This window comes from Lactococcus sp. dk101, from assembly GCF_009601055.1.
GTDB lineage: Bacteria > Bacillota > Bacilli > Lactobacillales > Streptococcaceae > Lactococcus.
Window position 1 is genome coordinate 26,764 of record NZ_WITI01000001.1, and the last position, 26,286, is coordinate 53,049.

Consider the following 26,286-nt stretch of genomic DNA (forward strand, 5'->3'; position numbering starts at 1 on the left):
GATTTGACTCAGATTATACTCATCATTGGAATAGCCCTTTTGATTTTGGCATGTTTTATGCTTGCGATTGGATTATATCGATTGATTCAAAAGCGGAAGCTTAGAAAGAAAAGTAGATTCTTTTTTATCAGTGGAGTTCTCCTTTATTTCTTAGGCTTTCTGCTTATTTTCCTCCAACCTTCTTCTGCTCAAAAAAGTACGGTAAACGCTTCTGGAGCAGGTCAAAGTCAAGCGAAAACAACAGCAAGTCAGTCATCTAACAAAAGTACGACAAATCATTCTTCTGAGGCGACCTCAAATCAATCAACACAAAATGGTTCTGCTTCAGCATCAAAAGGAAGTTCACAAGCAACGACTTCTGGTGCTACAAATTCGGGAAATAGTACATCAGCTACTTCAACAACAAGTGGCAACGCGACTCAATCAGCAGCGTCAAATACGAGTGATCATACGGCTTTTTATAGTGCCATGAGTGCTCAAGTTTCTGCCGTCAATTCAATGGCGGGAAAAAACGTGATTGAATTCATTTCCGCAGGTTCGACTTATCCAAGTCTCGTAGTGACATTGAACCCAGCTGTTGTCAGTGCTGCCAATGCCTCACAGTATGCAAAAGCGCAAGCTTACGGCACCAGTTATTTGATGAGCGTCGCCAAAAGCTATGGGGTTAGCCCTTCTATTTCTTATCGGTAAACTTATATTTTTAAAGGAAGCCAAAAATGAACAAAAAACATCACCATCATCACCATCGTGCAAGAAAATGGTTTATTTTTAAAATCGTTCTAGGCGTTGTAGCCTTTTTACTGATTACGATTGCGGGAATTGCTTATGGGATTTATCGAAATGTCGAAAATTCATATCAAAATTCTTATGTTGCCAGTACGCAAGGTACGCCAACTGTGAACATTTCAAATCTGCATGCCATGTCGATTTTGATTTTGGAAACAGGAGATGCTTCGACAAATGCGAATTGTTATGCCTCTGTTTTAGCTGTCATGAATAAGGACACCAAGCAGATGGCGCTTGTAAGCATTCCAGTTGATACCCAACTTTCAAATCAAACGACAATCAATCAAAGCTTTGTTAAAAATGGTGAAGCTGGCGCTCAGAATTTGGTTCAAAATTTATTTGGACTTCAAGTGACCAAATATGTCCAAGTTGATGTAACAAAAATCGGAAATTTGGTGACAGCAGTAGGCGGAATTACGGTTGAAAACTCGGCTGCATTTACGTCGGGAACTTATCAGTTTGCTCAAGGGCAAGCAACCTTAAACTCAGCCGCCCAAACACAAGCCTTTCTTCAAGCAGGGCAAGGTGAGACGAGTGAACGTGTGATGAAAGTTTCGCTGGCTGTTTATCAAAAAATTAAAGCCAATACCTCTGTAAAATCACTGGCTAATTTGTCTTATTATCAAAATATCATGAATGCTTTCAGCAGCGCGATTCACACCAATATCGCCTTTGATGAATTTCAAGATATTGCGCTTAATTACAATAAAGCATTGGTTAATTCAAAGAAGCTCAGTCTCAATACGACAACCAAAAATTCTGTCAAAACGATTGTTCCAACTGATTTGACGACAGTAAAAACAAGTTTGGCACAAATGTTGAAATAACTTAAAGTACGAGGGACTTCCTCGTATTTTTATTTTGTCTTTTATTAGTTCAGAGTCATTTTGTACTCTTAAGATGTGTTATAATTATTGTATTATAAAGAATAGGAAATGAAGAATGTCAAAAACAGCAATATTAGTTGCGACTTATAACGGAAGAAAAGTGATTGAGCCACAACTAAATTCGTTTAGAAATCAAGAATTACAAGCGGATTATGTGATTTTTAGAGATGATTTATCAACTGATGGGACAGTGGATTACATTAAAGCTTATATTGAAAAATATGATGTGAAAGGTTGGACTGTCCTTTCAAACAAGAAGAACTTGGGTTGGCGGAATAATTTTCGTGAATTATTGGTTGACGGTTTGAAAACAGATGCCGACTATTTCTTTTATTCTGACCAAGATAACATTTGGTTTTCAGACAAAGATAGAAAGCAAGTGGAAATTTTGGATTGCCACCCTGAAATCGAATTGCTGAGTACAGATATTGAAGTCAAGAAAGTTTCTGAAGATGTGGACGATTTGCCAAACTGGTTCTCTATTTTTCAATTTGAAGATAAAGAAAAGCAACTTTCGAAATATCCTGAACGGATTTTTTACAGCTCTTATCGTGTGGGGTGGGTTGATGTCATGCGTCGTGGCTTTGTCAGTGATATGCTGGAGTACTGGAAGGCAGATTATAATATCACACACGATGTTTTAAATTCTGTTCTTGCCAGTCTTTTAGGTACGGGATATAATCTTAATGAAGTTTTGGGAACGCACTTGCTTCACGGGCATAATGCCACAGGAAAACGATTGTTGACCGCTAAATCGCCAAAATCTGCGCATCTTGAAGAACTTTACAAGCTGGTTGGATTTTACGATGTCCTCTATCATGTTTTGAAAAAACGAGGACTGCCTCGTGCGGACGAAATGAAATCCTATTATGATTTTTATGTGAAACGTCATCGACTGGCTCAGGAAAATAAGACCTTTGCTGTCTTTGCTCAAATTTTGACAGACTGGAAATATTATCCTGCGATGAGCGGTCGTGTGCGTGATGTCATTTTTGCATTTAAGCGCTAAAAAGGAGAAAAATGCACGCTTATTTAATATTAGCTCATAAGCAAGATTCAACGCTGAAAAATTTAATTTCTGTCATTGATGACGAGCGAAACGAAATTTTTGTTCATTTAGATAAAAAATCAGGACCAATCCAGCAGGAAATATTCCAGACGCAAAAAAGCAAACTTCATTTTGTTCCACGCATAAGGATTGCTTGGGGCGGTTATAGCCTCATTAAAGCAGAGTTGTCAGTGCTGACAGCTGCTGTCAATACAGGAAAATATGACTATTATCATCTTTTGTCGGGCGAAGATTTGCCCTTGAAGACGCAAAATGAAATCCATGCTTTTTTCGAAGAAAATGCAGGTCAAGAATTTGTCTCTTTCAACGAAACATTTACTTTTGATTATCGGGTCAACTATTATTATCCATTTCAAAAAAAATTGCGTCGAGGAGAGCTTGGGCGGCGGTTAAATGGACTTTGTCAGGAAGTTCAAAAATTGTTGAAAATCAAGCGAAATTCAAAGATTGATTTCTATAGTGGTTCAAATTGGTTCAGTATTACGGACGATTTCGCAAGAGCGCTTGTCAGTGCTGACAAATGGATAAAAAAAGTGTTCAACTTTGGTTTTTGTGTTGATGAACTATTTGTGCAGACCTTCATGATGACCACAGATTATCATGAACGGCGTTATCATTCGCCTTATCAACGTGAATTGATTGCTCCTTTTTTTACCAAAAATGAGGAAGATTGTGCCCGTTTAATAGACTGGAATAGGGGAGACCCTTACACTTTTACATCAGAAAATCTTGATGAATTGCAAAAGACACCCTTGATTTTTGCACGGAAATTTGATGAAAAAGTGGATTCAGAAGTGATTGAAAAAATTGTTCAGCGAGTAAAAAATGAAAAATAATGAAAATCTTTATAGTATTGTGGTTCCGATTTACAATGCAGAAAAATATTTGGAAGACTGTTTAGAATCAATTGTTCAACAGACTTATGTAAACTGGGAATTGATTTTAGTTAATGATGGATCTGTTGATCAGAGCAAGGCCATTTGTGAGCGATTTAAGGAACGTTTTCCTGATTCAATAAAATATATCGAGCAAGAAAACAAAGGACTTCTACAGGCTAGAAGAGTGGGCCTGAGTCAAGTGTCTGGTGACTATATCATGGCTTGTGATGCAGATGACAAATTAGCTCTTTTTGCACTTGAAAATATAGAGGACTTACTGCAAAAAAGTCAGTCCGATTTTTTATTCTTTAATTTTTCTGTTGAAGAAAACATGGCAAAAGCTGCACTCGGAGATTATTTTGTCAATGGTCAAATTTTTGAAGCGGACGAAAAGAAAAAACTTTACGAAGTAATTTGTTGTAAGGTGGATTTCAATCCGATTTGTAATAAGGTCGTAAAAAAAGAACGGATTGATTTTGAGACAGATTATTCTATCTATAATCGAGAAGTTCAAATGGGCGAAGACCTTTTTCAAGTTTTGCCATTACTGACAAAAGCGAAAAAAGCTGTCTTTTTAGACGAAAATCTATATTATTATCGGATTACTCGGAATTCGATGACTAAAAATCGTGTTGACTTTAACGACTATCTTTCAGTCAAACGTGTCCTTGAGCGACTGGATACTTATATTGATTTGTGGGGACTTGAAAATCCCGAGTTTTATAAAACACAAAAAGCCGTTCTCTATATCAAAGAACGACTTGGAGCCATTTCACGTGGTGATTTTAAAAATGACAAGCAGGAATTAACCGCATTTCTGACATCACTCTCTGAAGATGATTTATTTCAAAAGGTTATGAAAAATAGGCGATTGGTCAAGCTTTCAGCAACAGATAAATTTATATTTCGGATGATTGAACAGAAAAAAATAAAATTCCTCTTAAAATGCTATGCGCTAAATCAAAAATTAGTGATGAGATAAACAGATGAAAAATATATTCGTAGGTTATGAAAATGAAAATGGAATAAGTCCTTATTTTGCAGGAGCGGAAAAACGGAAGCTCAGCTTTACCTTGTTTGCTCAAAAAAATATCCCGCACCGCCAAATCACGCTTGCCATTAAACTGTATCAGCTTGGAATTCATAAACCATATCTCAAATTGCTTGGGAGCTGGACAAATGAATTAGATCAGCTGTCCCAAATTATTTTTACAGCAAGTCGTGAGGCAATGCCGGCACTTGATTTTATTCACAAAAAATATCCTAAAATCAAGTGCCATGTCTATTATTTAAACACGCTTGAAACAGAAGTCGCGAGTCTTGAAGAATGGAAAAAATATAACTGCAAAATTTGGACATTTGACCAAAATGATGCAAAAACACACCAGCTCAATCAAATTGCACAACCAATTTGTAAGGAAAGTTTTGATGGCTTAGACCATTCGCCATTGCTTTATGATCTTGTTTTTGTCGGAGAAGATAAAAAAAGACTGGGTCAACTTTTGGCGTTAGAAGCAGAACTCAAGGCACAAGGGCTAAATCCAGTATTTGATATTACCTGCACTTATCTGCCCAATCAATCCGAAGGGTTTGACTATGCGTATGCTCAACCCATGCCATACGAAAAGGTGCTTGAAAAATACAGCCAGTCAGCAGCCGTTTTGGAAATTCTACAAGCAGGCCAAACCAGTGCCACCATGCGTGCAGTTGAAGCAGGCTACCTGCATAAAAAATTGATTACGAATAACCAACAAGTCATTCATGAGGCTTATTATCATCCAGATAACATTTTTGTGTTAAGGGATGAAAATCATGCTGAAATTAAAGGATTTTTGGATAAACCCTATCAAGAATTCTTTGATTTTAACAGCTATGAAATGGAAGAATGGCTTGGACAAATCAACTAAAGGGCTAGAAATTGAGAAAATATGAAGATATCAGTAATTATTCCCATGTTCAATCGCGAAGATACGATTGAGCGTGCCATAAAGAGTGTGCTCAATCAAAAACAGGCAGACGGGACAACTTTTAATCTAGAGCTGATCGTAGTTGATGATTGTTCGAAAGACGAATCAGTAAAAAAAGTTCAAGCACTTAATGACGAACGTATTTGCCTTGTTCAACTCGAAAAAAATAGTGGTGCCAATGTCGCAAGAAATAAAGGTGTAGAGCTTGCGACGGGTGCATTTTTGGCCTTTCATGACTCCGATGACGAATGGCTACCAGGTAAATTAGCCAAACAGCTTACTTTTTTGGCACAAACACAGGCCGATTTAGTGTCATGCGCATTGAGTTGGCGAGGGCCTAAAGGAAATTTTGAGCTTCATCACAAAGAAGGAAAAATCAATAGTTCAGATCTTGTATCAGGAAATTTTTTAAGTACTCAGACCTTGCTGATGAAACGTGCCTGTTTTGAAGAGGTCAAATTTGATGAAGCATTGCCTCGATTGCAAGATTGGGACTTTGTCTTTCGATTTAGTCTGAACTATCAGATTGCCTTTTTAGATGATGTTCTGGTTTATCAATACCCTGCGGAAAATAGTATTTCAAAAAATAGTCAAGCAAAACAAGAAGCGATTGTTCAGATTGAAAAGAAGTTTCCCCTCTTGTATCCAATGGATAAAACTGAAAAAGCGGCCTTTTATTATCATTTGGGAAGCCTCCTTTCATCTCGAAAATACTTTGAAAAGTCCTTCAAGATAAATCCCAGTCTTAAAACATTTAAGGCTGTCCTTTTAGGAAAGTAGGCGAAAAATGGAAACAAAATACCTTGATTCAGTTTATTTGGATGATTTCGTTCTATTTTATGAGAAGAAAATGAGTAACCAAACCCCCTTGAAGTTTGAACAACTCTCAGATGGAGTTCTTATTCCGCTTATCGAAAAACAAGGAATGGCCTATGCTGGCGTCCTCAATGCGTCATCTGAAATTGTTTCATCTGCTAATTTTGAACCGCTCAATCATTTAGACGGCTATGGTTTAAGTGCAGAGATTATGGAGGAAATAAATTTAGATAATCTCTCATTCATGGAAGGTTCTTTTATTTATTTGGGACGCATTCAGAATCACTGGGGGCATTTTCTGATGGATTCAGTTTCAAGGCTTTGGCCAGTCCTTGAGAATGAAAACAAAAATATTGGGAAGGAACAATTTATCTATTTTGGTGAAGAAATTAAAAGCCAATCCATCATCAGATTTTTTGAACTACTCGGCATAAACAAAACGCAACTTCACTATATCAGTCGACCGACTAGATTTAGTCAATTAACCGTGCCACAAGCCGCTTTTATTCCCGGTAAAATGGTTCATGAGAAATTTTTGCTGCCCTTCAATCAAATCATAAAGCAGCTAAAGCTTCCTGAAAATCAGCAACCTACCAAAATTTATCTCTCACGAGCAAAATTAAAAGGCATCAATGAGTGGGGAGAACCTGCAATCGAAAAGTGCTTTGAAAAAAATGGATTTCAGATTATTTACCCAGAAACTTTAAATCTTGATGAACAAATTAAATGGCTTCAGTCTGCCGATACCATTGCTTGCTTATCAGGAACGCTGGCGCATACACTGGTTTTCGCAAAGCAGGCGACTAGGCTTATTGTGATTAACAAGTCTTATAAGCGTGAAAATTATCGTCAATCAGGGATTGATGAGATAAAAAACTTCAAGTTACCTATATTGACAGCCATATTTCGTTAGCGCCAGTTTTTGCAGGCGGACCATTTTGGATAAAGAAAAGTCCCAACTTAACCCGTTTTATCAAGGATAACCACTGGCTTGAGACAGAAGAGTTTCAAGACCATCGCTATCGTATTTTTTTTCAAATGCTTGGAAAAATTATCCTTCTTTATGTTCGGATTTTTAGAGGGACAAGGAAAAATCCCGTCAAGGTCATCAATACCTATAATTTATATCAAGACAAGATAAAACTGAGTCAACTTTTCAACTTTTATTTTCCTTTGATATTTAAAAAGTAATCGCCTAATTGCGATTACTTTTTTTGATTGTATGAAATATTTTGATGAGCCTGAGTTTTTGCTTGAAATCAATCGTTCGCGTTATCAATAAATAGGCATAAGTCTGAACTGAGAAATCGAGTAGGCGCGTGATGTTTTGCTTGAGCATTTGCAAAAGCTTAGGTGATAGTTGTTCATAAACTTCTGGGTGCTGCATTGCATAATGGTGTAGATAAAGATTTTCTGTGATTCTTTTGTTCTTATTCCATCGTTGAATATTGTCAGAAAGCAAATCAGTTTTTTCTTCAATCTGTGCTTGTGCCAAAAGTGCTGAAAATGTTTTGGCGTTGATTTGGTTCATTTGACTGTTCTTTCGACTGACATAATGATAAGTGGGTTGGTCAAGAATAATGGCTTGAGCGTCGGGATTTTCATCTTTGACGGTCAATAGATAATCAAGACAAAACAAACGGTCTTCTCTCTGATGAATTTGTTCATCAAAACGAAGCTGTGCAGTTTTAATCGGCGCTGTCTGGAAAGCCTTATTAAACAGGACACCTAAAAATCCCATCCCATGACTGCAATATTCAAAAGTTTTTTTGAGACCAATCTGCTGATTTTTTTCACTCTTTCCAAAGTGTGTTGCTGTATTGATCCCTTCTTTTTCAAAAAAGAATTCGTTAAAAAGAAAAGAAAATTGATTAGTTTTGAGTGCTTGTGCCAAGTTTAGAAGATGATTTTGATCCACATAGTCATCTGGGTCAATGAAAATCACATACTTTCTGGTCATCTGCTCAAGCCCTAAATTGCGGGCAGCAGAGACGCCCTTATTTGCTTGAGTCAAGAGTTTAATTCTAGGGTCATGATAGCTCTGGCAAATGGAAAGTGAGTCATCGGTAGAGCCGTCATTGATCAAGAGAAGTTCGAAATCTTCAAACGTTTGATTTAAGATGGATTGAATACATTGATTAAGATAATCTTGCATATTATAGATAGGTACGATAATTGAAAACATCTCATCTCCTTATGAAATTTAAGAGGAGACCTCTAAAATATTTTAATTCTTTTGTTTTTCTAAAAATTAAGAAGAAAATTAAATTCGGCACGACGAGGCTGATGATAAGATTGATCAAAAATGACAGCCAGCTATTAAGTCCCGCTGTTGCAGAAGCACTGATCAACTGAGAAATTTCCAACGTGAAGAGGAATAAAAGAAGATAGCGGGCTTGTTCACGAACATATTTTGAATTTTTTTCTTTAAAAACAGGATGATAAATATATTTAGGGAAACTGTAGGCATATAAAATCATTGTCGAAATCAAAGTCCCAAATAATATCCCTTCAAGTCCGAAGAATTGAACAAAGATAAGGGACAAGACTAGATTAACAATCATTTCAATGACAGGGATATGGCGATTTTCATAGAAAATCCCTGAAGCACTTTGGAAAACTTGGATTGGTTTTCGCATGCCTTGGACATAAAAATTGAGGACAATGAAGAGAAGAACAAGCTGAGAAAGAAGAAATTTCTGTCCCACCCAAAGTTTCATAAAGGGTTGCATGACGATATAAATTCCGATAGAAGCGAAAGAATAAAGCCAAAAATTCATAAACGAAATATTTTTATAAACTTCGAACGATTTTTTCGGATTTTTTTCAGTCAATAAATCTCCTACGGAAGCAGTTAAACCAGAAATAATGGCATTTAAAAGACTTCCGATACTGTTGGTGATGAGTAAGTAATTGGAATAAATCCCCATTGTTTTGAGACCTAAAAATTTGGTAATAATCATGCTATCTGTTCCAAAAACAACAAAATTTCCAATGTTATGATAGAGCATACCATAGATTTGCTTTTGGAATTTTTTTAAAAGGCTGCGATCAATCGGTTTTGCATCCTTATCTTTCAAATAAGGATAACGTTTGTTGATGAAATGATTGAGACAAAGGTTTTCTAAAATGTTAAAAATAAGTGTGGTCAGCAAGTAAAAAACAAAACTGTGGAACACCAGTAAGACGATCAAATAGACCAGGTTCATCAGGATATTGGTGATCATGTCTGCCATGTTGAGCAGATAATTCTTTTGATCGGCAAATAAAATCGAACGTTTATAACTAAATAAATAGGTGGCAACAGTACTGGATAAATACAGCAGATAGAGCAGATAGACATTCTCAGATATGCCATGGAAATTGCTGAAGAAATGCAAGAAAGGAAGAATGATCAAACCAATCGCAGTTACAATACCAGCAACGGCGAGATAGCATTTGCGGTAAAAGTTCATCAAGGACTTGATAGCTTCGGTATCTTTGGCTGTAATGAATGGATACATGTTAAAGATAATGGCAGAGCCAATCCCTAATTCCGCAATGGAAAGCATGAATAAGATACTAGAAAATAGTCCGTTTAGTCCTTGATAGTCAATTCCAAGTGACTTGATAAAGACACTTCGGACAATAAATCCAAGAAGTGTCGTCAGAATGACTTGCACAAATGAAGAAGTCATATTTTTAAGAGAATTGATTAAACGCATAATATCCTTCCTCGCTGAGTTTAGCTCATTTAGAGTTGGTAAATTTGATCTAAAGCCTGTCCATATTTGGCAGGTGAATGTATTTCGTCAATATAGCACAAGGCACGAGTGGCTTTTTCAGTGATTTCTTCTGGATGATTTAGAAGATTTAAGAGCACGGCTTCAAGTTGCACTTGCAAGCTTTCTGACCATTGGAGTTGTTCTGTTTTTGTTTCATTTAGCGCATGTCGGAGCCTTGTTTGTGGCATGTTGATGAGCCAACCACGACGATTATCATTGATTTCAGAAAGGGCTTGGATGTCGGTTGTGATGACAGGACAGCCACTTGCCTGCATTTCTAGAACAGAGTAACCAAAAGTATCTTTTGATGTGGGAAGAAGCCCGACTTGACTCGCCTTAAATAGTGCTAATAATTGTGCATTTTCAAGCTGAGTATCATGTTTTATCCACTCATTTTCTTTAATCAACTGTCTTATTTCATCTTCGTGCCTGTTGTTATATGCTGACGTTTCGTCATTTGATAGGGATAAATCACCGACAAGATGGAGTGTGAATGGCAGCTTATCTGGATAGTGTTCAGTCAGTTTGACAAAAGCTTTTACTGTTTCGTAGCCTCCCTTGCGGTAGAAATTACGCCCAGCAAAGACAAAATTGATTGAAGCAGATGTGGTTTTTTCACTCAAATCTTGGATTAAAAGTTTTTGAGGAGGATAAAGCACAGTCATTTTATTTAAAATGGCTTCCTTTCTTTCAGGAAATTGATTTAGAAGTTCTTCTTGAAGCTGGTAGGCATAATTTGAAATGGCAATGATTTTATGACAAGAGGGTGAAGCAAGATATTTCAATGCCTTATCAACCTTTTTGAAATTGCTTATGTTGATTTTTTTAGGATCATCTATGACATGATAAATGGGAAGTGTCCCCTCAAAGCTAATTACTGATGGGGTCTTCCCAAGATTGATGGTATTGAAAAAATGAATGAGGTCAACTTGTTTAAAATGTTGATTGAGATTGAAGTCACAAAAAAGATAAAAATATTTTCTCATTTTGTACCATGAAAAAGAAATTTTAAATTTTCTAGCTATAATAAAGAAGCCTTTAAAAAAGTCATTAAGGCTACGAACTTGCTTATAGCGATAGTGTTCAGAGCAATTAATGATGTTTCTTTTATTAGGATAAGATTTGTCAAGATAGCCGATAATGTTTACTTTTTTCATCATTCTTTCCAGTACCAATGATAATAACTATGGTTTCTTATTTTATTCGATTTTGGGAGTGATTTCCAATTTCCGTAGAGCTCGACCAAAAAAGGCTCGTGATCGACGATTTTTCTTAAGACAAGTTCTTCAAACTGAATGTCTTCATAATGTGCAAAAATGCTTTTATCAAAGTAGGCCATATGTTTTGGTGGTGAAAAAACGTAGTTGCAATAAATACCATCGGAACCGTTGTATTTTTGCATGTGCAAATCAACTTTTTCGGCCAACATGCTGTTTTTTCCCAGATAGCGCAGATGAGAGGGCAGCCAAAGTACTGATTTGATGATGGCATAGAGAAGTTTTTCAGAACTGGCATAGGCAAGTCCATGTCTTGAAGCTGTTAAATGAGTGACTTCGCGACGAATCTCTTTTTTGAAACGTTCGCCCTCTCGTTGGTCGTTTGGAAGCTGGTCAACAGGGAAAATATCAATAAATACACCTGTTCCACTATTGAGGTTATCCAATGTACTTGTGAAAAAGGTTTGATTATTATAAAGTTTTGCCATCGGTAAATAGGTGGGACGTTCTTTATAATGTAAAAGTGAAAATTTTTCGGGCTTTTGTGCCAATAATAGTGTGATGAGCTTTTCATAATTGGATCGTGTCAGCATGATGTCAATATCATCATCCCAAGGGATATATCCTTGATATTTTACAGCACCCAGCAAAGTTCCAGCACTGATTGAGTATTCAATCTTGTTTTTACGACAAACTTGATCAATATAATGAATCATTTCTAGTTGGATTGATTTAAGTTCTTCGTTTTTAATTTGTTTCATTTTCTTAGTCCTTAGACGCAAAATAAAAAATACGCATTTTTTACAAAAAGTAATAGCTATTCATCTGAAAAGCTATTTTTTCTTGTTTTTACTTTTACTATATCAAAATTTAAAGATTTATTCAATAGAATACACTAAGGTAAACCGAACATTTTTTAATATTTTTTTTTAATCTTTGGCAAATTGTAGTATAATATGGGGGTATGCCGTTCTAGACAAAAATGAGTTTTTATATCATAAGGCGATTGTTTTAGAGCTGAAAACTGATTTTTGTATAGAATCATACTGCGATAAACTGAGTTAAAAAAAAGCCATTTTTATGGCCTCACAAAAAAACAAAAGTTTGGAGAAAAAATGTCAAAAGAAACATTTTCAATGGAATTTGCTGGTCGTACTTTGACAGTGGAAACAGGTCAAGTTGCCAAGCAAGCAAATGGTGCTGTCGTTGTCCGTTATGGAGATACGACTGTCTTGACCGCAGCGACTATGGGTGGACTTGCTAAGGGAGATTTCTTTCCTTTAACGGTCAATTATACTGAAAAAATGTATGCTGCGGGTAAATTCCCTGGCGGCTTTATGAAGCGTGAAAGTCGTCCTTCAACAGATGAAACGTTGACGGCTCGTTTGATTGACCGTCCAATTCGTCCCATGTTTGCAGAGGGCTTCCGCAACGAAGTTCAAGTCATCAATACGGTTTTATCCTATGATGAAGATGCAACACCTCGGATGTCAGCAATGCTAGGTTCATCACTGAGTATTGCCATCTCTGACATTCCTTTTGATGGGCCAATCGCTGGTGTTGAGGTGGCTTATCTTGATGGGCAATATATCATCAATCCAACGAAGGAACAAAAAGCATTATCAGCACTTGAACTGTCCGTTGCTGGTACTGAAAAAGCCATTAATATGGTGGAATCGGGTGCTAAAGAATTATCAGAAGAAGTTATGTTAGGTGCCCTTTTGGCTGGACATGAAGCGGTGAAACAACTGATTGAATTCCAAAAGCGGATTGTACTTGCTGTTGGAAAACAAAAAACAGAGGTCGAATTGCTTCAAGTTGATGCTTCCTTGGCTGTTGTTGTGCGTGCGCGTTATAATTCTGACTTGAAAATTGCGGTTAAAAATGCTGACAAAGTCGTTCGTGAAGCTGAAACGAAAGCTGTGAAAGAACGTGCCTTGGCTGAGTTTGAAGAAAGCTATGCTGATGCAGAAAACTTGGAAACAATTTTACGTGATGTGGCTGAGATTTTGGAACAAATGGAACATGCCGAAGTCCGTCGTTTGATTATTGAAGAAAAGGTTCGTCCTGATGGCCGTCAAATCGATGAAATTCGTCAGTTGGAAGCTGAAGTGGACTTTACGCCAAATACGATTACGCATGGTTCTGGCTTGTTTACGCGTGGGCAAACGCAAGCCTTGTCAACACTGACACTTGCACCAATGGGAGATGCTCAGATTGTTGATGGACTTGATTTTGAATATAAGAAACGGTTCATGCACCATTATAATTTCCCTCAATATTCGGTCGGCGAAACAGGACGCTACGGTGCACCAGGTCGTCGCGAAATTGGACATGGTGCGCTTGGCGAACGTGCCTTGGCACAAGTTTTACCAAGTCTTGAAGAATTTCCTTATGCCATTCGTTTGGTAGCCGAAGTTTTGGAATCAAATGGATCAAGTTCACAGGCGTCAATTTGTGCAGGGACACTTGCATTGATGGCGGGGGGCGTGCCAATCAAGGCACCCGTTGCTGGGATTGCAATGGGTTTGATTTCCGATGGCTCTGATTATACAATTTTGACCGATATTCAAGGGCTTGAAGACCACTTTGGCGACATGGACTTTAAAGTGGCTGGGACACGTGAGGGAATTACCGCACTTCAAATGGACATTAAAATCCAAGGGATTACGCCTGAGATTTTAACGGAAGCTTTGGCGCAAGCGAAAGTGGCTCGCATGCAAATTTTGGATGTGATTGAGGCTACAATTCCTGCACCACGTTTGGAATTGGCACCATCTGCTCCTAAAATTGAAGCAATGAAAATTGATGTGGATAAAATCAAAGTGGTTATCGGTAAAGGTGGCGAAAATATTAATGCCATCATTGACGAAACACATGTTCAAATTGATATTGATGAAGAAGGAAATGTTGCCATTTTCTCAAATAATTTGGATGCGATTAACCGTGCGAAAGCTTTGATCAATGAATTGATTCGTGAAGCAAAAGTTGGTGAAGTTTATGATGCGAAAGTGGTTCGCATTGAAAACTTTGGCGCCTTTGTCAATTTGTTTGGCAAACAAGATGCCATGGTTCATATTTCGGAGCTGGCTTGGAGCAGAACAAATAAGGTTGAAGATGTTGTCAAATTGGGCGATCTTGTCAAGGTTAAAGTCATGAAAATTGATGACAAGGGCCGTGTTGATGCCTCAATGCGTGCTTTGATTGAAAAACCAGAAGGTTATGTCGAACCTGAACGCAAGCCGCGTGAACGTAGAGATAACGGCGACAAACGAAATGGCGCTAGAACTGACCGTAAATTTAACAACGACCGTCGTGAGCCAAGAAAAAATCAAGCGCCACAGCAAAAATTTGAACGTCGTGAACGTCCAGCAGAAACGAAAGCTGCTGTTTATGATGAAGAATTCCCAGAACTTTCAACAACAAAACCTGAATAATTAGAAAAGCGGCACAAAAAGATATGAGTAAATACGATATTAACCCAGAGCTAAATGATAAATTGGTGCTTTCATTAGAAAATCAAGGTCAATTTTTGGAGGACATTTCATTTGTCTATGCCATGCAGGCATTTCCGATTTTAGTGCCAACGAAAATTTTCTATTTTGAAATTGATGAGCATAAAACCTTGCCAATGTTTACGACAGAAGCTGATTTGGCGGTGTTTGAAAAAGCATTGACCAATGTGGAAACGGAGTGGGAACTGCGTCCCATGCGTGATGTTTTAACGGCTCTGATGGCGACAGATATTGAATCTGTAGCCTTTAATCCAAAGCTCTCGTCAGATCCTTCAAATGGAAATACGGCTTACTTTGACAAGAAAGCCTTGCTTGAATTTTTAGGTTATTATACTGAGATTTTGAATGTCATTCTGGATCCTAAAAATGTCAGTGCTGACAGAATGGATAGGACTTATCTTGTGCCAATGTTTCTTCGTCAAAATGCCGAAGGCCATATTAAACGTGCCTTTGCTAGCTTGACATCAGCGGACGGCAGAGATTTTATTCCTGTATTTGATAACCTCAATAGCTTTGCAACCTGGTACAATGAAGCTTATTTCAGAGACCCATTTAGAGAAAACGGGGGACAGGTTTTTGCGATTGGTTTAGATGAACTTCGCCATCCAAAAGATGGCAATTCAATCTTTGCCAATAGCTTGGGTGTGACTATCAATCCGTTGGATAGCTCGATTGATGAATACGAAAAAACCTTGATGACTTGGGAAGAAATCGACTAAGCCCTAAGGATTTAACTCAGAAAGATACTTATGGTATAATTGACTATAAGTATTTTTTGTCTGAAAATGTACGGATGTGCATTGAAGAAAATTATAAAATAAAGTTAGGTAAAAATGAAAAAAGAACAGAAGGGTTTTTGGCGTGAAGGCATTCGTGTGACACGTGAAAATGACCCGGCCGCTCGGACAGCGATTGAAATAATTTTGACTTATCCAGGGCTGAAGGCACTTGCGGCTCATCGCGTTTCCCATTGGCTTTGGCTACATAATTTTAAATTGCTGGCAAGAATGCACTCACAATTTTGGCGTTTTTTGACGCAGATTGAAATTCATCCAGGGGCAAAAATTGCCAACGGTGTTTTTATTGACCATGGCTCAGGCTTAGTGATTGGCGAAACAGCTGAAGTTGAAACCGATGTGAAATTGTATCATGGAGTTACGCTAGGTGGGACAGGAAAAGATGTCGGTAAACGCCATCCCACCGTTCGCAAGGGCGCATTGATTTCGGCTCATTCACAGCTTTTAGGGCCAATCGTCATTGGCGAAAATGCAAAAGTTGGAGCCAGTGCCGTTGTCGTAACGGATGTTCCTGCTGATGTAACGGTTGTCGGCATTCCAGCCAAAGTCGTTCGGATTAATGGAAAAAAAGACGAAGAAAAGATACTGACCCTTGAGGAAAAACGTGAGGCCAGCTATCACTCGTCACACTTGTGACATTGCGTGTCGTCTTATACGAAAGCAATGCAATTCGTCAGCGCTGACAGAGCCTGAACAGAGGTTATTTGCACTGACAGTCTAAAATGACAGAAAGTGAAGAACAATGATAAAAATTTATAATACCATGTCACGCCAACTGGAAGAATTCAAACCACTTCAGGCAGGAAAAATTGGCATGTATGTTTGTGGGCCAACGGTTTACAATTATATTCATATCGGCAATGCACGCAGTGTTGTCGCTTTTGATGTGATTCGGCGTTATCTCGAATACCGTGGTTTTGATGTGAATTACGTTTCGAATTTTACAGATGTGGATGACAAAATTATCAAGGGTGCAAATGCTGAACATTTGTCAACCAAGGAATTTTCGGAACGCTATATTGCTGCTTTTTTTGAAGACATTGATGCGCTTGGCGTCAAACATGCCACAACCAATCCGAAAGCCAGTCAATATATTGATGCAATGATTGATTTTATTGCTGTACTTATTGATACGGGCTATGCCTATGAAGCTTCAGGCGATGTTTATTTTCGCGTGGCAAAAGCTCACGATTATGCTAAATTGGCAAATAAAAATTTGGAAGAATTGATTGAGGGAGCTTCTGGCAGAACTGACGAAGAAACGCAGCGTAAAGAATCGTCAGCAGATTTTGCCCTTTGGAAATCTGCTAAAACAGGAGAAGTGTCATGGCGTTCGCCTTGGGGCGAGGGACGTCCAGGCTGGCATATTGAATGTTCAGTGATGTCCACCAGCCTGCTTGGAGACACCATTGATATTCATGGTGGAGGGGCTGATTTAGAATTCCCTCATCATACCAACGAAATTGCACAATCTGAAGCGAAGACAGGACAAAAATTTGCCAATTACTGGATGCACAATGGTTTTGTCAATGTTGACGGCGAAAAAATGTCTAAATCATTGGGCAATTTTACAACCGTGCATGACCTATTGAAGCTGGTACCAGCCAATCATTTACGCTTTTTCCTTGCTACAACGCATTATCGCAGACCACTCAATTTCACAGACGAGGCTCTCCTTGATGCTGAAAATAACGTTAAAAAGCTTGAAAATGCTTATCGTAACCTTGTCAGCACGGACGAAATGACAGACGAAGCTTTGTCAGAACTGATGACTTATAAAACAAGTTTCATGGAAGCCATGGACGATGATTTTAATGTTGCCAATGCTTTGACAGTCTTTTATGATTTCATCAGTTGGGTCAATAAAGGCAATGGTGGTAGCCAAGTAAGGCAATTTTTCGATGATGTTTTAGAAATTTTGGGACTTCACTTTGCAGATGAAGCTGATTTAGATGGTGAAATCGAAGGATTGATTGAAGAAAGACAAGCGGCGCGTGCAGCGCGTGATTTTGCCAAATCAGACCAAATTCGTGACGCATTGAAGGCGAAGGGAATTGTTCTTGAAGATACGAAAGATGGGGTAAGATGGCATCGTGAATGAAAGCCAAGCTAAATTATTAAACGGCATTGCATTAGCCTATATCGGCGACGCAGTATATGAGGTATTTGTCAGAGATTATCTCTTGTCAACTGGGATTACGAAACCGGCTCAGTTGCAACGAACAGCAACAAAATTTGTGTCTGCCAAGGCACAAGCAGCAATTATTACTGCCATGGATGAGCAGTCATTTCTGACAGAAGATGAACTGCTTTATTTCAAGCGTGGACGAAATGCACACAGTAAGACAACGGCAAAAAATACGGATGTCGTTACTTATCGTATTTCGACAGGATTTGAAGCTGTTGTTGGTATTCTTCATCTGACGCACCAAACTGAAAGATTGGAAAAATTCTGGCAATTTTGTCTTTCTCAAGTTGAAGCGTGAGCAGATTAGTTTCAAAAGCTGGATTTTTTCGCTAGAATATAGAGAAAAGGCTAGTGAAAAGAGAAAATATGTATAGAGTAATAAGTATGGAAGGAACCGAGGAACCTTGGTGGTTCTTTGAAGGATGGCAAGATGACATCATCTCCATCGAGGTTTTTGAAAGTTTTTCAAAAGCGCTTAGCGCTTATAAAAGTCGATGGTTGGAAATGGCCGCTTCATTTCCCGAATTCAAGAGTCAAGCAGATTTACTTTCCGCATTTTGGGAGCCAAAAGACCAAATCTGGTGTGAAGAATGCGATGATTTTCAACAAAAATATCACGGACTCGCACTTTTAGAGGACTGGCATCAACTTCCTAACGACAAGAAAAATAAAGCCTATCAACTTGCATCAGGCAACTTACCTGACAAATATTGTCACAACAAATTTGAAGAATTTCCCGACGAGCTATTATTCTGACTGAAAAAGACATCGCGTGATGCTTTTTTTGTTGTCTAAAATATGGCAAAGCTAATAAATTGAAAAGAATTTCTTGAAAAATGACTTCAAATGAGTTAAAATAACAATATCATAAAAACTCGATGGTCAAAGCTCGGGAAAATATGTGCTTTTTTGACGTATAAAAAATGTCAGAGTACGTATTTTTCACTGGCTTGGCTTTTTTGTTTGCCAAAAACTGGTGAACATGATTTATAAAAATAATGTTATTGGAGAAAAAATGCAATTTCAAGATGAATTTGACGTCATTGTCATAGGTGCAGGTCATGCCGGTGTCGAAGCAGCTTTGGCAGCAGCACGTATGGGAACAAAGACGCTTCTGCTTACAATCAATTTGAATATGGTTGCCTTTATGCCTTGTAATCCATCAGTAGGTGGTTCTGCAAAGGGCGTTGTCGTTCGTGAAATCGATGCCTTAGGTGGCGAAATGGGACGCAACATTGACAAAACTTATATTCAAATGAAAATGTTGAATACAGGAAAAGGCCCAGCCGTTCGTGCCTTGCGTGCGCAAGCTGACAAGCAACTTTATTCTGATGAGATGAAACGGACAGTTGAACGCCAAGAAAATTTGACCCTCCGTCAAGGAATGGTTGAAGAAATTTTGACTGACGATGAAAAAACAAAAGTCATCGGTGTCAGAACTCAAACAGGTACTTTTTACGGGGCGAAAGCCATCATTGTAACGACAGGGACCGCCTTACGTGGTGAAATTATCATCGGGGACTTGAAATACAGCTCAGGCCCAAATAATTCGATTCCATCAATCGGTTTGGCAGATAATTTGCGTAATCTTGGTTTTGAAATCGGACGTTTCAAAACAGGAACACCACCTCGCGTATTGAAAAGTTCTATTGATTATTCAAAAACAGAAATTCAACCTGGCGATGAAAAACCAAATCATTTTAGCTATTTGTCTAAAGATGAAGATTATCTCAAAGACCAAGTGCCATGTTATTTGACCTACACGGCAGCAGAAACCCACGAAATTTTGCGTGATAATCTTTACCGCGCCCCTTTGTTCTCAGGAATTGTGAAGGGCGTTGGTCCTCGTTATTGCCCATCGATTGAAGATAAAATCACACGTTTTGCTGATAAACCTCGTCATCAACTTTTCCTTGAACCAGAAGGAAGAAATACGGAAGAAATTTATGTGGGTGGTTTCTCAACTTCAATGCCAGAAGATGTTCAATTTGCAGCATTAAAAACGATTCCAGGACTTGAAAATGTCCAAATGATGAGAACAGGCTATGCCATTGAATATGATATGATTTTCCCACATCAACTTCGACCAACCTTGGAAACAAAATTGATTTCAGGATTATTTACAGCCGGTCAAACCAACGGGACATCTGGTTATGAAGAAGCTGCGGGTCAAGGACTCGTTGCAGGAATGAACGCCGCGCTTAAAGTTTTGGGTAAACCTGAAATGATTTTGAAGCGCAGTGAAGCATACATCGGCGTGATGATTGACGATTTGGTGACAAAAGGAACAGTTGAACCTTATCGCTTACTGACTTCTCGTGCGGAATACCGCTTGATTTTGCGTCATGACAACGCTGATGTTCGTCTGACAGCGATTGGCCGTGAAAAAGGCTTGGTTGATGATGAACGTTGGGCTGTTTTCCAAGCTAAAATGGATGAATTCCATACAGAAATGGATCGTTTGAAAACTGAGAAAATCAAACCCATTCCTGAAACACAAGAAAAATTAGGCATGATGGGCTTTAGTCCAATTAAAGACGCCTTTACGGCTGCTGATTTCTTGAAACGTCCAGAAGTACATTATCAAGATATTGTTGATTTTATCGGGCCAGCACCTAAGGAAATCGACCGCACAGTGATTGAACTGATCGAAACAGAAGTGACCTATGCGGGCTATATCAAGAAGGCAATGGAACAAGTGGAAAAAATGCACCGCTTGGAAGAAAAGAAAATCCCTAAAAATATGGATTGGGATCTTTTGGATTCGATTGCGACAGAAGCACGTCAAAAATTCAAGAAGATCAATCCAGAAACGCTTGGGCAAGCCAGTCGTATTTCGGGGGTTAATCCTGCTGACATCAGCATTTTGATGGTTTACCTTGAAGCACATTAAGAATATAAAGCCTTGCGTCTTGCAGGGCTTTTTGGTTTGAAAAAATGAAATAATATTGATAGAATAAAATTAGAAAAAAATTAGAAAGTGAAGGGAACATGATTAAAAACATCATTTTTGATTGGGACAACACCTTGTTCCCTTTGAAAAAATATTGGGAAAGTGCGCACCGACGGATTTTCCTTGAATTACTCGCATTTGATGACCTTTCCATCGATGATTTTATGGCGCAATACATCATATTTGACCATGAGATTTGGGAAGAAATTCATGATGGTAAAATTTCTGTTGCATTTGGCCGTGAAGAACGTGTTCGGTTAGTGCTAGATTATTTTAAAATTCCATACAAAGAATTATTTATCAAGAATTTTTTTGACATTTATTTGACGGCGTTGATTGAAGAAATCAAAACAGACGAGCGATTAGTTGAACGAATAAAAAAACTTTCGAAGCATTATTCTATTGCGATTTTAAGCAACGGGGACAGTTGGGAACAACGTGAAAAAATCCGCCAATTTGGTTTTGAAAATCTTTTTCCCGTTTATATTTCAGAAGAAATGGGCATTCAAAAACCAGATCTAGCGGCATTCACCATGTTGTTAGAGGCAGAGCAATTTGAAGCAGAAGAAACAATGATGGTAGGTGATACTGTCATCAATGACATTAGGCCAGCCAATCGCTTGGGCATGACAACGGTTTTTATTGGGGAAGCTTATCATACAGAGGCTGATTATGAATTCGAAAGTCTGGATGCTTTTCTGGACGCCCTAGAAGCAAGAAGATAAAAAGACCCGAGGGCCTTTTTTTATAGTTTTAATGCCAATGTTGGTAGATAAAGTGAAGCATTTTGTAGAAAACTAAGGTCAAAAATGCCAACATTATTAAAATTCAAACGATGAAGTTTCAAACCGTCTGCGTCTTGACTAAAAAATGAAAATTCGCCAGCGAGTTGACCAGTGACTACAAGAACGATGTTTTGATAGTCATTGTCAAGTCTTTCTAGCCAACAATTTTCATGTAAAATATGAAAAATCCCTGCATTTTCTTTTCCTTTTATCAACAATTTTTGAGGAATGCGTGTTTGAAAGGCAACTGTTTTACTAATGATTTCAGTTTTTTGAACAGTTAAATTTTCGAGATAGATGAGTTGCTCAATAACCTGTGTAACTAGAGGAATAAAGCGGATGCGAGAACTTCGATGATGGGCTTTAGGCAAGTGGAAACTGTGCAGTATTTTTTGGCCGTACATATTTTTTCGATGGGGAGACCAGTTTTTACTTTTAGAGATATTGCTTGAAAGAGATTCAAGTTCGTAATAGTTCATAAGTTTCCTTTCTGGTTTTCTGGCTGATGAGCTGGGAGTGGCGTTAGCGTTTTGTCTTGATTGACCTCAAAAAGAGAATAAGTGGCGCAAGAAATTTGGCGGGAGCTGTTGCAGAGAATAAGCGTGTGTGTCTTCATAGTGTGTCCTTAATTATTATTTTTTAATTATTTTATCATTTAATTCTCATTTTAAAGAATGAAATACAAATGAAGAGCTAAAAAATTAAAATCGTGATTTTAAAAAGGTGAATGCTTGACAAGCGGGTTGAAATTGTGATATACTGGTAAAGTTGAAAAGCAGAGGCACCCGCTTCTCGCCTTAGAGGTTATAGCCCTGGGCAAACGAATGGAATTATTCACAAAAACGAATGTTTTCATGAGCGGGGCGAGATTGTCGTTCCGCTTTTGTTTTTCTTAAATATTATTTATAGAAGGAGAACGAACATAGCTAAACAAGACAATAGAAAACCTATGATGAACGGTGCAATCCGTGCTCGTGAGGTACGTCTCATTGGTGCTGAGGGTGAACAACTTGGTGTTACACCAACTGGTGAAGCTCTCGCACAAGCAGAAGCTCTTAACATGGATTTGGTCTTGATTTCAAATCAAGAACCACCTGTTGCGAAAATCATGGATTATACAAAATTCATGTTCCAACAAAAGAAGAAGTTGAAAGAACAAAAGGCTAAACAAGCCGTTGTTGAAGTTAAAGAAGTTCGTCTATCACCAGTGATTGACCAAAACGACTTTGACACAAAACTTCGTCAAGCCATTAAGTTCCTTGAAAAAGGAAATAAGGTTAAGGTTTCAATCCGATTTAAAGGTCGGATGATTACTCACCAAGATGTGGGTCGTCAAGTCATGGACAAGTTCGCACAAGCAACAAAAGATGTTGCTGTTGTTGAACAACGTGCCAAAATGGATGGTCGTCAAATGTTCTTGCAACTCGCTCCTATTAAAAAATAAGAGCAAAAAGTAAGCTTAAGGCAATGAACTGGCAATTGACGCCAATCAAAAAGGGTGTTAACCCTAACTTTTAATTAAGGAGAAAATAAAATGCCAAAACAAAAAACTCACCGCGCGTCTGCTAAACGTTTCAAACGCACAGGTTCAGGCGGACTTAAACGCTTCCGCGCTTACACTTCTCACCGTATGCACGGTAAGACTGTAAAACAACGTCGTCAATTGCGTAAAGCTTCAATGGTTTCTAAATCAGACTTCAAACGCATCAAACGTATGCTTGTAGGAATGAAATAATCTTTCTGTTAGATTAACTTTCATTTTCAACAATCAGACAAACTGAAAAATAAGCTGTCAGTACTGACAGAATAAGAATTTCTAAGAAATAAAGGAGAAACACAAATGGCTCGTGTTAAAGGTAGCGTTGCAACTCGTGCGCGTCGTAAACGCGTTTTAAAACTCGCTAAAGGATATTATGGAGCAAAACATAAGCTCTTCAAGACAGCTCATGAACAAGTCATGAACTCATACTACTACGCATTCCGCGATCGTCGTCAAAAGAAACGCGACTTCCGTAAATTGTGGATTGCTCGTATCAATGCAGCTGCTCGTATGAATGGTCTTTCATACAGCAAAATGATGCACGGTTTGAAATTAGCTGAAATCGACATCAACCGTAAAATGCTTGCAGAATTGGCTGTTTCAGATGCTGCTGCATTTACAGTTCTTGCAGATGCTGCTAAAGCTGCGCTTGCTAAATAAGAAAAAAAAGCCCTCGGGCTTTTTTTTTATAAAAAATATCTTCAGACACTAGGTATTTTTAAAATAATATGTTAAGATTATTTTATGAAAAATGAAAAAATTATGATAAATGACAAAATGAAGCGAATTAAGTCTATTTTGCAAAACATTGCAATGACTTTGATGTTTTTGCTGAGTTTGAGTAATATGATTGGACTTTATATCTGGCGTGTTCATCCTTTTGGTTATACACGGACTATGAGCTATTATAAATTTGTGGCACCCTTTGGTTTGGATACCCATTTTATTTTGGCTTTTGTTCTTGGATTTATTGGGATTTTAGTCAGTTTCAATCTTTTTAGATATGTAAGATCAGCTTGGATTATTGCCATGATGACCCAATCTGTCTTGTTCGGCCTTCATCTGGTAACGACAGGACGGCTCTTTTCACTCGGCTCAATCGTGTCAGCCTTTATTTTGATTGTTTTGGGATCAACATACAAGGATTACAGTCGTTCGTCTGAACGTTTGAGCTTGAAACGTGGCTTGATTGTTGCTATTGTTCCAATAGGAGTTGCTCTGTTCAATACTATTTTATCGCTGAGTATCTTGAGTGACGATTATCAAGGTTCGCACAATGCGGTTATGAGTTTTAACGACTCTTTGAAATTCCTCTTTTTGATGGATACGCATCTTTATAAATATAATACGGACATTCATCTCTTTGCGCTTTCCTTGATTGTTGTCAGTTGGGTTTGTATCGTCATTGCAGCAATCATGGTTCTAAAACCTTTGGTTTATAATCCATTTGTAAGCTCGCTTGAACGGAAAAAAACGCTTGATATGGTCAATCGCTTGGGGAAAAATCCGATGGATTACATGATGATGATGCCAGACAAACATTATTATTATGGCGAAATGGTCGAAGGTGTGGTGGCTTATGTCATGGTTAATAACATCATGGTAATCTGTGGTGACTTCGTATGTGCCAAAGAAGATGCGGTGGCATTTTTATCAGAAATTCGTCGCTTTGCTTATAAAAACAACTGGAAAATGATGTTTGTGGACATCACAGACAATTATCAAACTGCTTATGAAACGCTTGATTTTGGGATGATTAAGATTGGTGAAGATGCTTGTATTGATTTGTCAAATGGCTTTAGCATGGCAGGAAAAGCCAGAGCGAAAACCCGCTCAAACGTGAATCATGCTAAAAAAGCAGGACTGGTTGTCAAAGAATATGAACCAACAGTCAAACGAGATTTGGACATTGAACGCGAGATTACATCGATTTCTAACGAATGGATGAAAGGAAAAGGCGCTGAAATGGGCTTCATGCTCGGTGGTTTGTCACTTGATAATCCGATGGAGCGTCGTTATTTCTATTCTGAAAATGCAGAAGGTCAGATGCAAGCATTCATTATCTTTGTGCCTTATGCACAAGGAACGGGCTACATGGCAGACGTTACCCGTCGTCGCGATGCTGCACAAAATGGTGCAATGGAAATTATCTTTGCTCATGCCTTTGAAAAAATGGCAGATGAAGGCGCACATTGGGGCAATCTCGGTCTCTGTCCTTTGGCAAATATTGATACAGATGATAAGAGTATCACCAATCAACTTTTCCAATTTGTTTATGAAAATCTCAATGGCATGTATGGCTTCAAAGGGCTTTATCAAGCCAAGAAAAAATGGGCACCAACAGATTGGCAACCCAGATACATTGCTATTTCACCCAAGACCTTTGGTCCAAATTATGCTTACGCCATGATTAAAGCCCAAAATCCAAAAGGGATCAATAAGATGATTCTTGAAAAATTGAAAATTCGTGGTGAAGGTTAAAATAAAACTTCTGTCAGTACTGACAGAAGTTTTTTTAATACTTATTTTATTATTTACGGACAACAAGGACGTCACATGGTGCGTTTTTGATGATATAATCAGCAACTGAACCAATGAAAATCCGTTCAATGTAAGAGAGACCAGTTGCACCAAGAACAAGAAGGTCAACGTTTTCTTCTTTAGGAAGGGTTTGACCAAGCATTACTTTTGGTGAACCAAATTCAACGCGTGTTTTGATTTTTGTGACACCAGCTGCGCGAGCTTCATCAGCGAAATCGCGAATGAGGTTTTCGGCACCTTTGTGAGTGTCATCAGCCACGACAGTATCGTAAGCTGAGATAGATTGAAAAGCACGTAAATCAATGACATTGGCAATGACCAATTCTGCATCATTGCGGAGTGCTGTTGCGACAGCTTTATCAAATGCTTTTGTAGATTCTACTGAACCATCAAGTCCAACAAGGATTTTTTTATAATTATCTAACATAAGCGACTCCTTTGTGAGAATTTATTCTTTTTATAATTTAATTTTACTCTAATTTTCATGATTTGTAAAATGAAAACTGTTTCATTTCTGTATTATGGTATAATTAAATTGGAGTTCCATACATGAAAAATATCTTTTATGTTGGAAAAAATACTA

26 protein-coding genes and 1 other annotated feature are annotated in these 26,286 nt (G+C 38.1%); of the genes, 20 read left to right on the plus strand and 6 right to left on the minus strand.

Annotation, left to right across the window (positions count from 1 at the left end; genetic code table 11):
- Positions 1 to 3: 3 nt before the first annotated feature.
- The 8 genes from GHI45_RS00205 to GHI45_RS00240 all read left to right on the plus strand — a co-directional run bounded on the left by GHI45_RS00205 (position 4) and on the right by GHI45_RS00240 (position 7,316).
- The gene (locus GHI45_RS00205; protein ID WP_147779145.1) at positions 4 to 690 is read left to right on the plus strand and encodes a hypothetical protein; all 687 of its coding nucleotides are present in this window, start codon (positions 4 to 6) and stop codon (positions 688 to 690) included.
- 26 nt (positions 691 to 716) lie between these two features.
- A complete protein-coding gene (locus tag GHI45_RS00210; RefSeq protein WP_147779146.1) occupies positions 717 to 1,613 on the plus strand; it encodes an LCP family protein in 897 nt (298 codons plus the stop codon).
- 115 nt (positions 1,614 to 1,728) lie between these two features.
- Positions 1,729 to 2,682 carry a glycosyltransferase gene (locus tag GHI45_RS00215; protein WP_147779147.1) on the plus strand — a complete coding sequence of 318 codons (954 nt, stop codon included), beginning with the start codon at positions 1,729 to 1,731 and terminating at the stop codon, positions 2,680 to 2,682.
- Positions 2,683 to 2,693: 11 nt separating this feature from the next.
- A complete protein-coding gene (locus GHI45_RS00220) occupies positions 2,694 to 3,578 on the plus strand; it encodes a beta-1,6-N-acetylglucosaminyltransferase (RefSeq protein ID WP_147779148.1) in 885 nt (294 codons plus the stop codon).
- Positions 3,568 to 4,602, plus strand: a complete 1,035-nt coding sequence (locus tag GHI45_RS00225; RefSeq protein WP_147779149.1) for a glycosyltransferase family A protein — start codon at positions 3,568 to 3,570, stop codon at positions 4,600 to 4,602. The genes GHI45_RS00220 and GHI45_RS00225 overlap by 11 nt, the downstream gene beginning before the upstream one ends.
- A 4-nt stretch (positions 4,603 to 4,606) precedes the next feature.
- On the plus strand, positions 4,607 to 5,527 hold the full coding sequence (locus GHI45_RS00230; RefSeq protein WP_147779150.1) for a hypothetical protein: 921 nt from the start codon (positions 4,607 to 4,609) through the stop codon (positions 5,525 to 5,527).
- A gap of 21 nt (positions 5,528 to 5,548) precedes the next feature.
- A complete protein-coding gene (locus GHI45_RS00235; RefSeq protein WP_147779151.1) occupies positions 5,549 to 6,367 on the plus strand; it encodes a glycosyltransferase in 819 nt (272 codons plus the stop codon).
- A gap of 88 nt (positions 6,368 to 6,455) precedes the next feature.
- A complete protein-coding gene (locus GHI45_RS00240; protein ID WP_187230061.1) occupies positions 6,456 to 7,316 on the plus strand; it encodes a DUF563 domain-containing protein in 861 nt (286 codons plus the stop codon).
- Between the two features lie 282 nt (positions 7,317 to 7,598).
- Here GHI45_RS00240 and GHI45_RS00245 read toward each other — a convergent pair whose 3' ends face one another.
- From GHI45_RS00245 to GHI45_RS00260, 4 genes are all read right to left on the minus strand, one after another.
- On the minus strand, positions 7,599 to 8,588 hold the full coding sequence (locus GHI45_RS00245; protein WP_147779153.1) for a glycosyltransferase family A protein: 990 nt from the start codon (positions 8,586 to 8,588) through the stop codon (positions 7,599 to 7,601).
- A gap of 1 nt (position 8,589) precedes the next feature.
- Positions 8,590 to 10,107, minus strand: coding sequence for a lipopolysaccharide biosynthesis protein (locus GHI45_RS00250; RefSeq protein WP_147779154.1), 1,518 nt, complete (start codon positions 10,105 to 10,107; stop codon positions 8,590 to 8,592).
- A 29-nt stretch (positions 10,108 to 10,136) separates the two neighbouring features.
- On the minus strand, positions 10,137 to 11,153 hold the full coding sequence (locus tag GHI45_RS00255) for a glycosyltransferase family 4 protein (RefSeq protein ID WP_187231671.1): 1,017 nt from the start codon (positions 11,151 to 11,153) through the stop codon (positions 10,137 to 10,139).
- Positions 11,154 to 11,323: 170 nt separating this feature from the next.
- A complete protein-coding gene (locus tag GHI45_RS00260) occupies positions 11,324 to 12,145 on the minus strand; it encodes a phosphorylcholine transferase LicD (protein ID WP_147779156.1) in 822 nt (273 codons plus the stop codon).
- A 354-nt stretch (positions 12,146 to 12,499) separates the two neighbouring features.
- Here GHI45_RS00260 and pnp point away from each other — a divergent pair, with 354 nt between their 5' ends.
- From pnp to GHI45_RS00300, 8 genes are all read left to right on the plus strand, one after another.
- Positions 12,500 to 14,821, plus strand: coding sequence for a polyribonucleotide nucleotidyltransferase (gene pnp / locus GHI45_RS00265; protein WP_147779157.1), 2,322 nt, complete (start codon positions 12,500 to 12,502; stop codon positions 14,819 to 14,821).
- Positions 14,822 to 14,844: 23 nt separating this feature from the next.
- Positions 14,845 to 15,618: a hypothetical protein gene (locus GHI45_RS00270; protein ID WP_147779158.1), complete on the plus strand. Its 774-nt coding sequence runs from the start codon at positions 14,845 to 14,847 to the stop codon at positions 15,616 to 15,618.
- 114 nt (positions 15,619 to 15,732) lie between these two features.
- Complete coding sequence (gene cysE / locus GHI45_RS00275) at positions 15,733 to 16,332, plus strand: serine O-acetyltransferase (RefSeq protein ID WP_147779159.1); 600 nt, start codon at positions 15,733 to 15,735, stop codon at positions 16,330 to 16,332.
- 106 nt (positions 16,333 to 16,438) lie between these two features.
- Positions 16,439 to 17,797, plus strand: a complete 1,359-nt coding sequence (gene cysS / locus GHI45_RS00280) for a cysteine--tRNA ligase (protein ID WP_147779160.1) — start codon at positions 16,439 to 16,441, stop codon at positions 17,795 to 17,797.
- Complete coding sequence (locus tag GHI45_RS00285; protein ID WP_147779161.1) at positions 17,790 to 18,182, plus strand: Mini-ribonuclease 3; 393 nt, start codon at positions 17,790 to 17,792, stop codon at positions 18,180 to 18,182. Before cysS ends, GHI45_RS00285 begins: the two co-directional genes overlap by 8 nt.
- A 68-nt stretch (positions 18,183 to 18,250) precedes the next feature.
- The gene (locus GHI45_RS00290) at positions 18,251 to 18,640 is read left to right on the plus strand and encodes a DUF1033 family protein (RefSeq protein WP_147779162.1); all 390 of its coding nucleotides are present in this window, start codon (positions 18,251 to 18,253) and stop codon (positions 18,638 to 18,640) included.
- A 259-nt stretch (positions 18,641 to 18,899) separates the two neighbouring features.
- On the plus strand, positions 18,900 to 20,777 hold the full coding sequence (gene mnmG, locus GHI45_RS00295; RefSeq protein WP_147779163.1) for a tRNA uridine-5-carboxymethylaminomethyl(34) synthesis enzyme MnmG: 1,878 nt from the start codon (positions 18,900 to 18,902) through the stop codon (positions 20,775 to 20,777).
- 98 nt (positions 20,778 to 20,875) lie between these two features.
- Entirely contained in the window at positions 20,876 to 21,562 is a 687-nt protein-coding gene (locus GHI45_RS00300) for an HAD family hydrolase (RefSeq protein WP_147779164.1), read from the plus strand.
- Between the two features lie 20 nt (positions 21,563 to 21,582).
- Here the strand turns inward: GHI45_RS00300 and GHI45_RS00305 are convergent, their stop codons facing one another.
- Positions 21,583 to 22,101 carry a hypothetical protein gene (locus GHI45_RS00305; RefSeq protein WP_147779165.1) on the minus strand — a complete coding sequence of 173 codons (519 nt, stop codon included), beginning with the start codon at positions 22,099 to 22,101 and terminating at the stop codon, positions 21,583 to 21,585.
- A 288-nt stretch (positions 22,102 to 22,389) separates the two neighbouring features.
- Positions 22,390 to 22,517: a sequence feature (ribosomal protein L20 leader region), on the plus strand.
- Positions 22,518 to 22,571: 54 nt separating this feature from the next.
- Here GHI45_RS00305 and infC point away from each other — a divergent pair.
- From infC to GHI45_RS00325, 4 genes are all read left to right on the plus strand, one after another.
- Positions 22,572 to 23,066, plus strand: a complete 495-nt coding sequence (infC, locus tag GHI45_RS00310; RefSeq protein ID WP_222705830.1) for a translation initiation factor IF-3 — start codon at positions 22,572 to 22,574, stop codon at positions 23,064 to 23,066.
- A gap of 90 nt (positions 23,067 to 23,156) precedes the next feature.
- The gene (gene rpmI / locus GHI45_RS00315; RefSeq protein WP_147779167.1) at positions 23,157 to 23,357 is read left to right on the plus strand and encodes a 50S ribosomal protein L35; all 201 of its coding nucleotides are present in this window, start codon (positions 23,157 to 23,159) and stop codon (positions 23,355 to 23,357) included.
- 105 nt (positions 23,358 to 23,462) lie between these two features.
- Positions 23,463 to 23,822: a 50S ribosomal protein L20 gene (gene rplT, locus GHI45_RS00320; protein WP_147779168.1), complete on the plus strand. Its 360-nt coding sequence runs from the start codon at positions 23,463 to 23,465 to the stop codon at positions 23,820 to 23,822.
- 84 nt (positions 23,823 to 23,906) lie between these two features.
- Positions 23,907 to 25,643 carry a bifunctional lysylphosphatidylglycerol flippase/synthetase MprF gene (locus GHI45_RS00325; protein WP_147779169.1) on the plus strand — a complete coding sequence of 579 codons (1,737 nt, stop codon included), beginning with the start codon at positions 23,907 to 23,909 and terminating at the stop codon, positions 25,641 to 25,643.
- Positions 25,644 to 25,692: 49 nt separating this feature from the next.
- Here the strand turns inward: GHI45_RS00325 and GHI45_RS00330 are convergent, their stop codons facing one another.
- Positions 25,693 to 26,130, minus strand: a complete 438-nt coding sequence (locus tag GHI45_RS00330) for a universal stress protein (RefSeq protein WP_147779170.1) — start codon at positions 26,128 to 26,130, stop codon at positions 25,693 to 25,695.
- Positions 26,131 to 26,286: the final 156 nt, after the last annotated feature.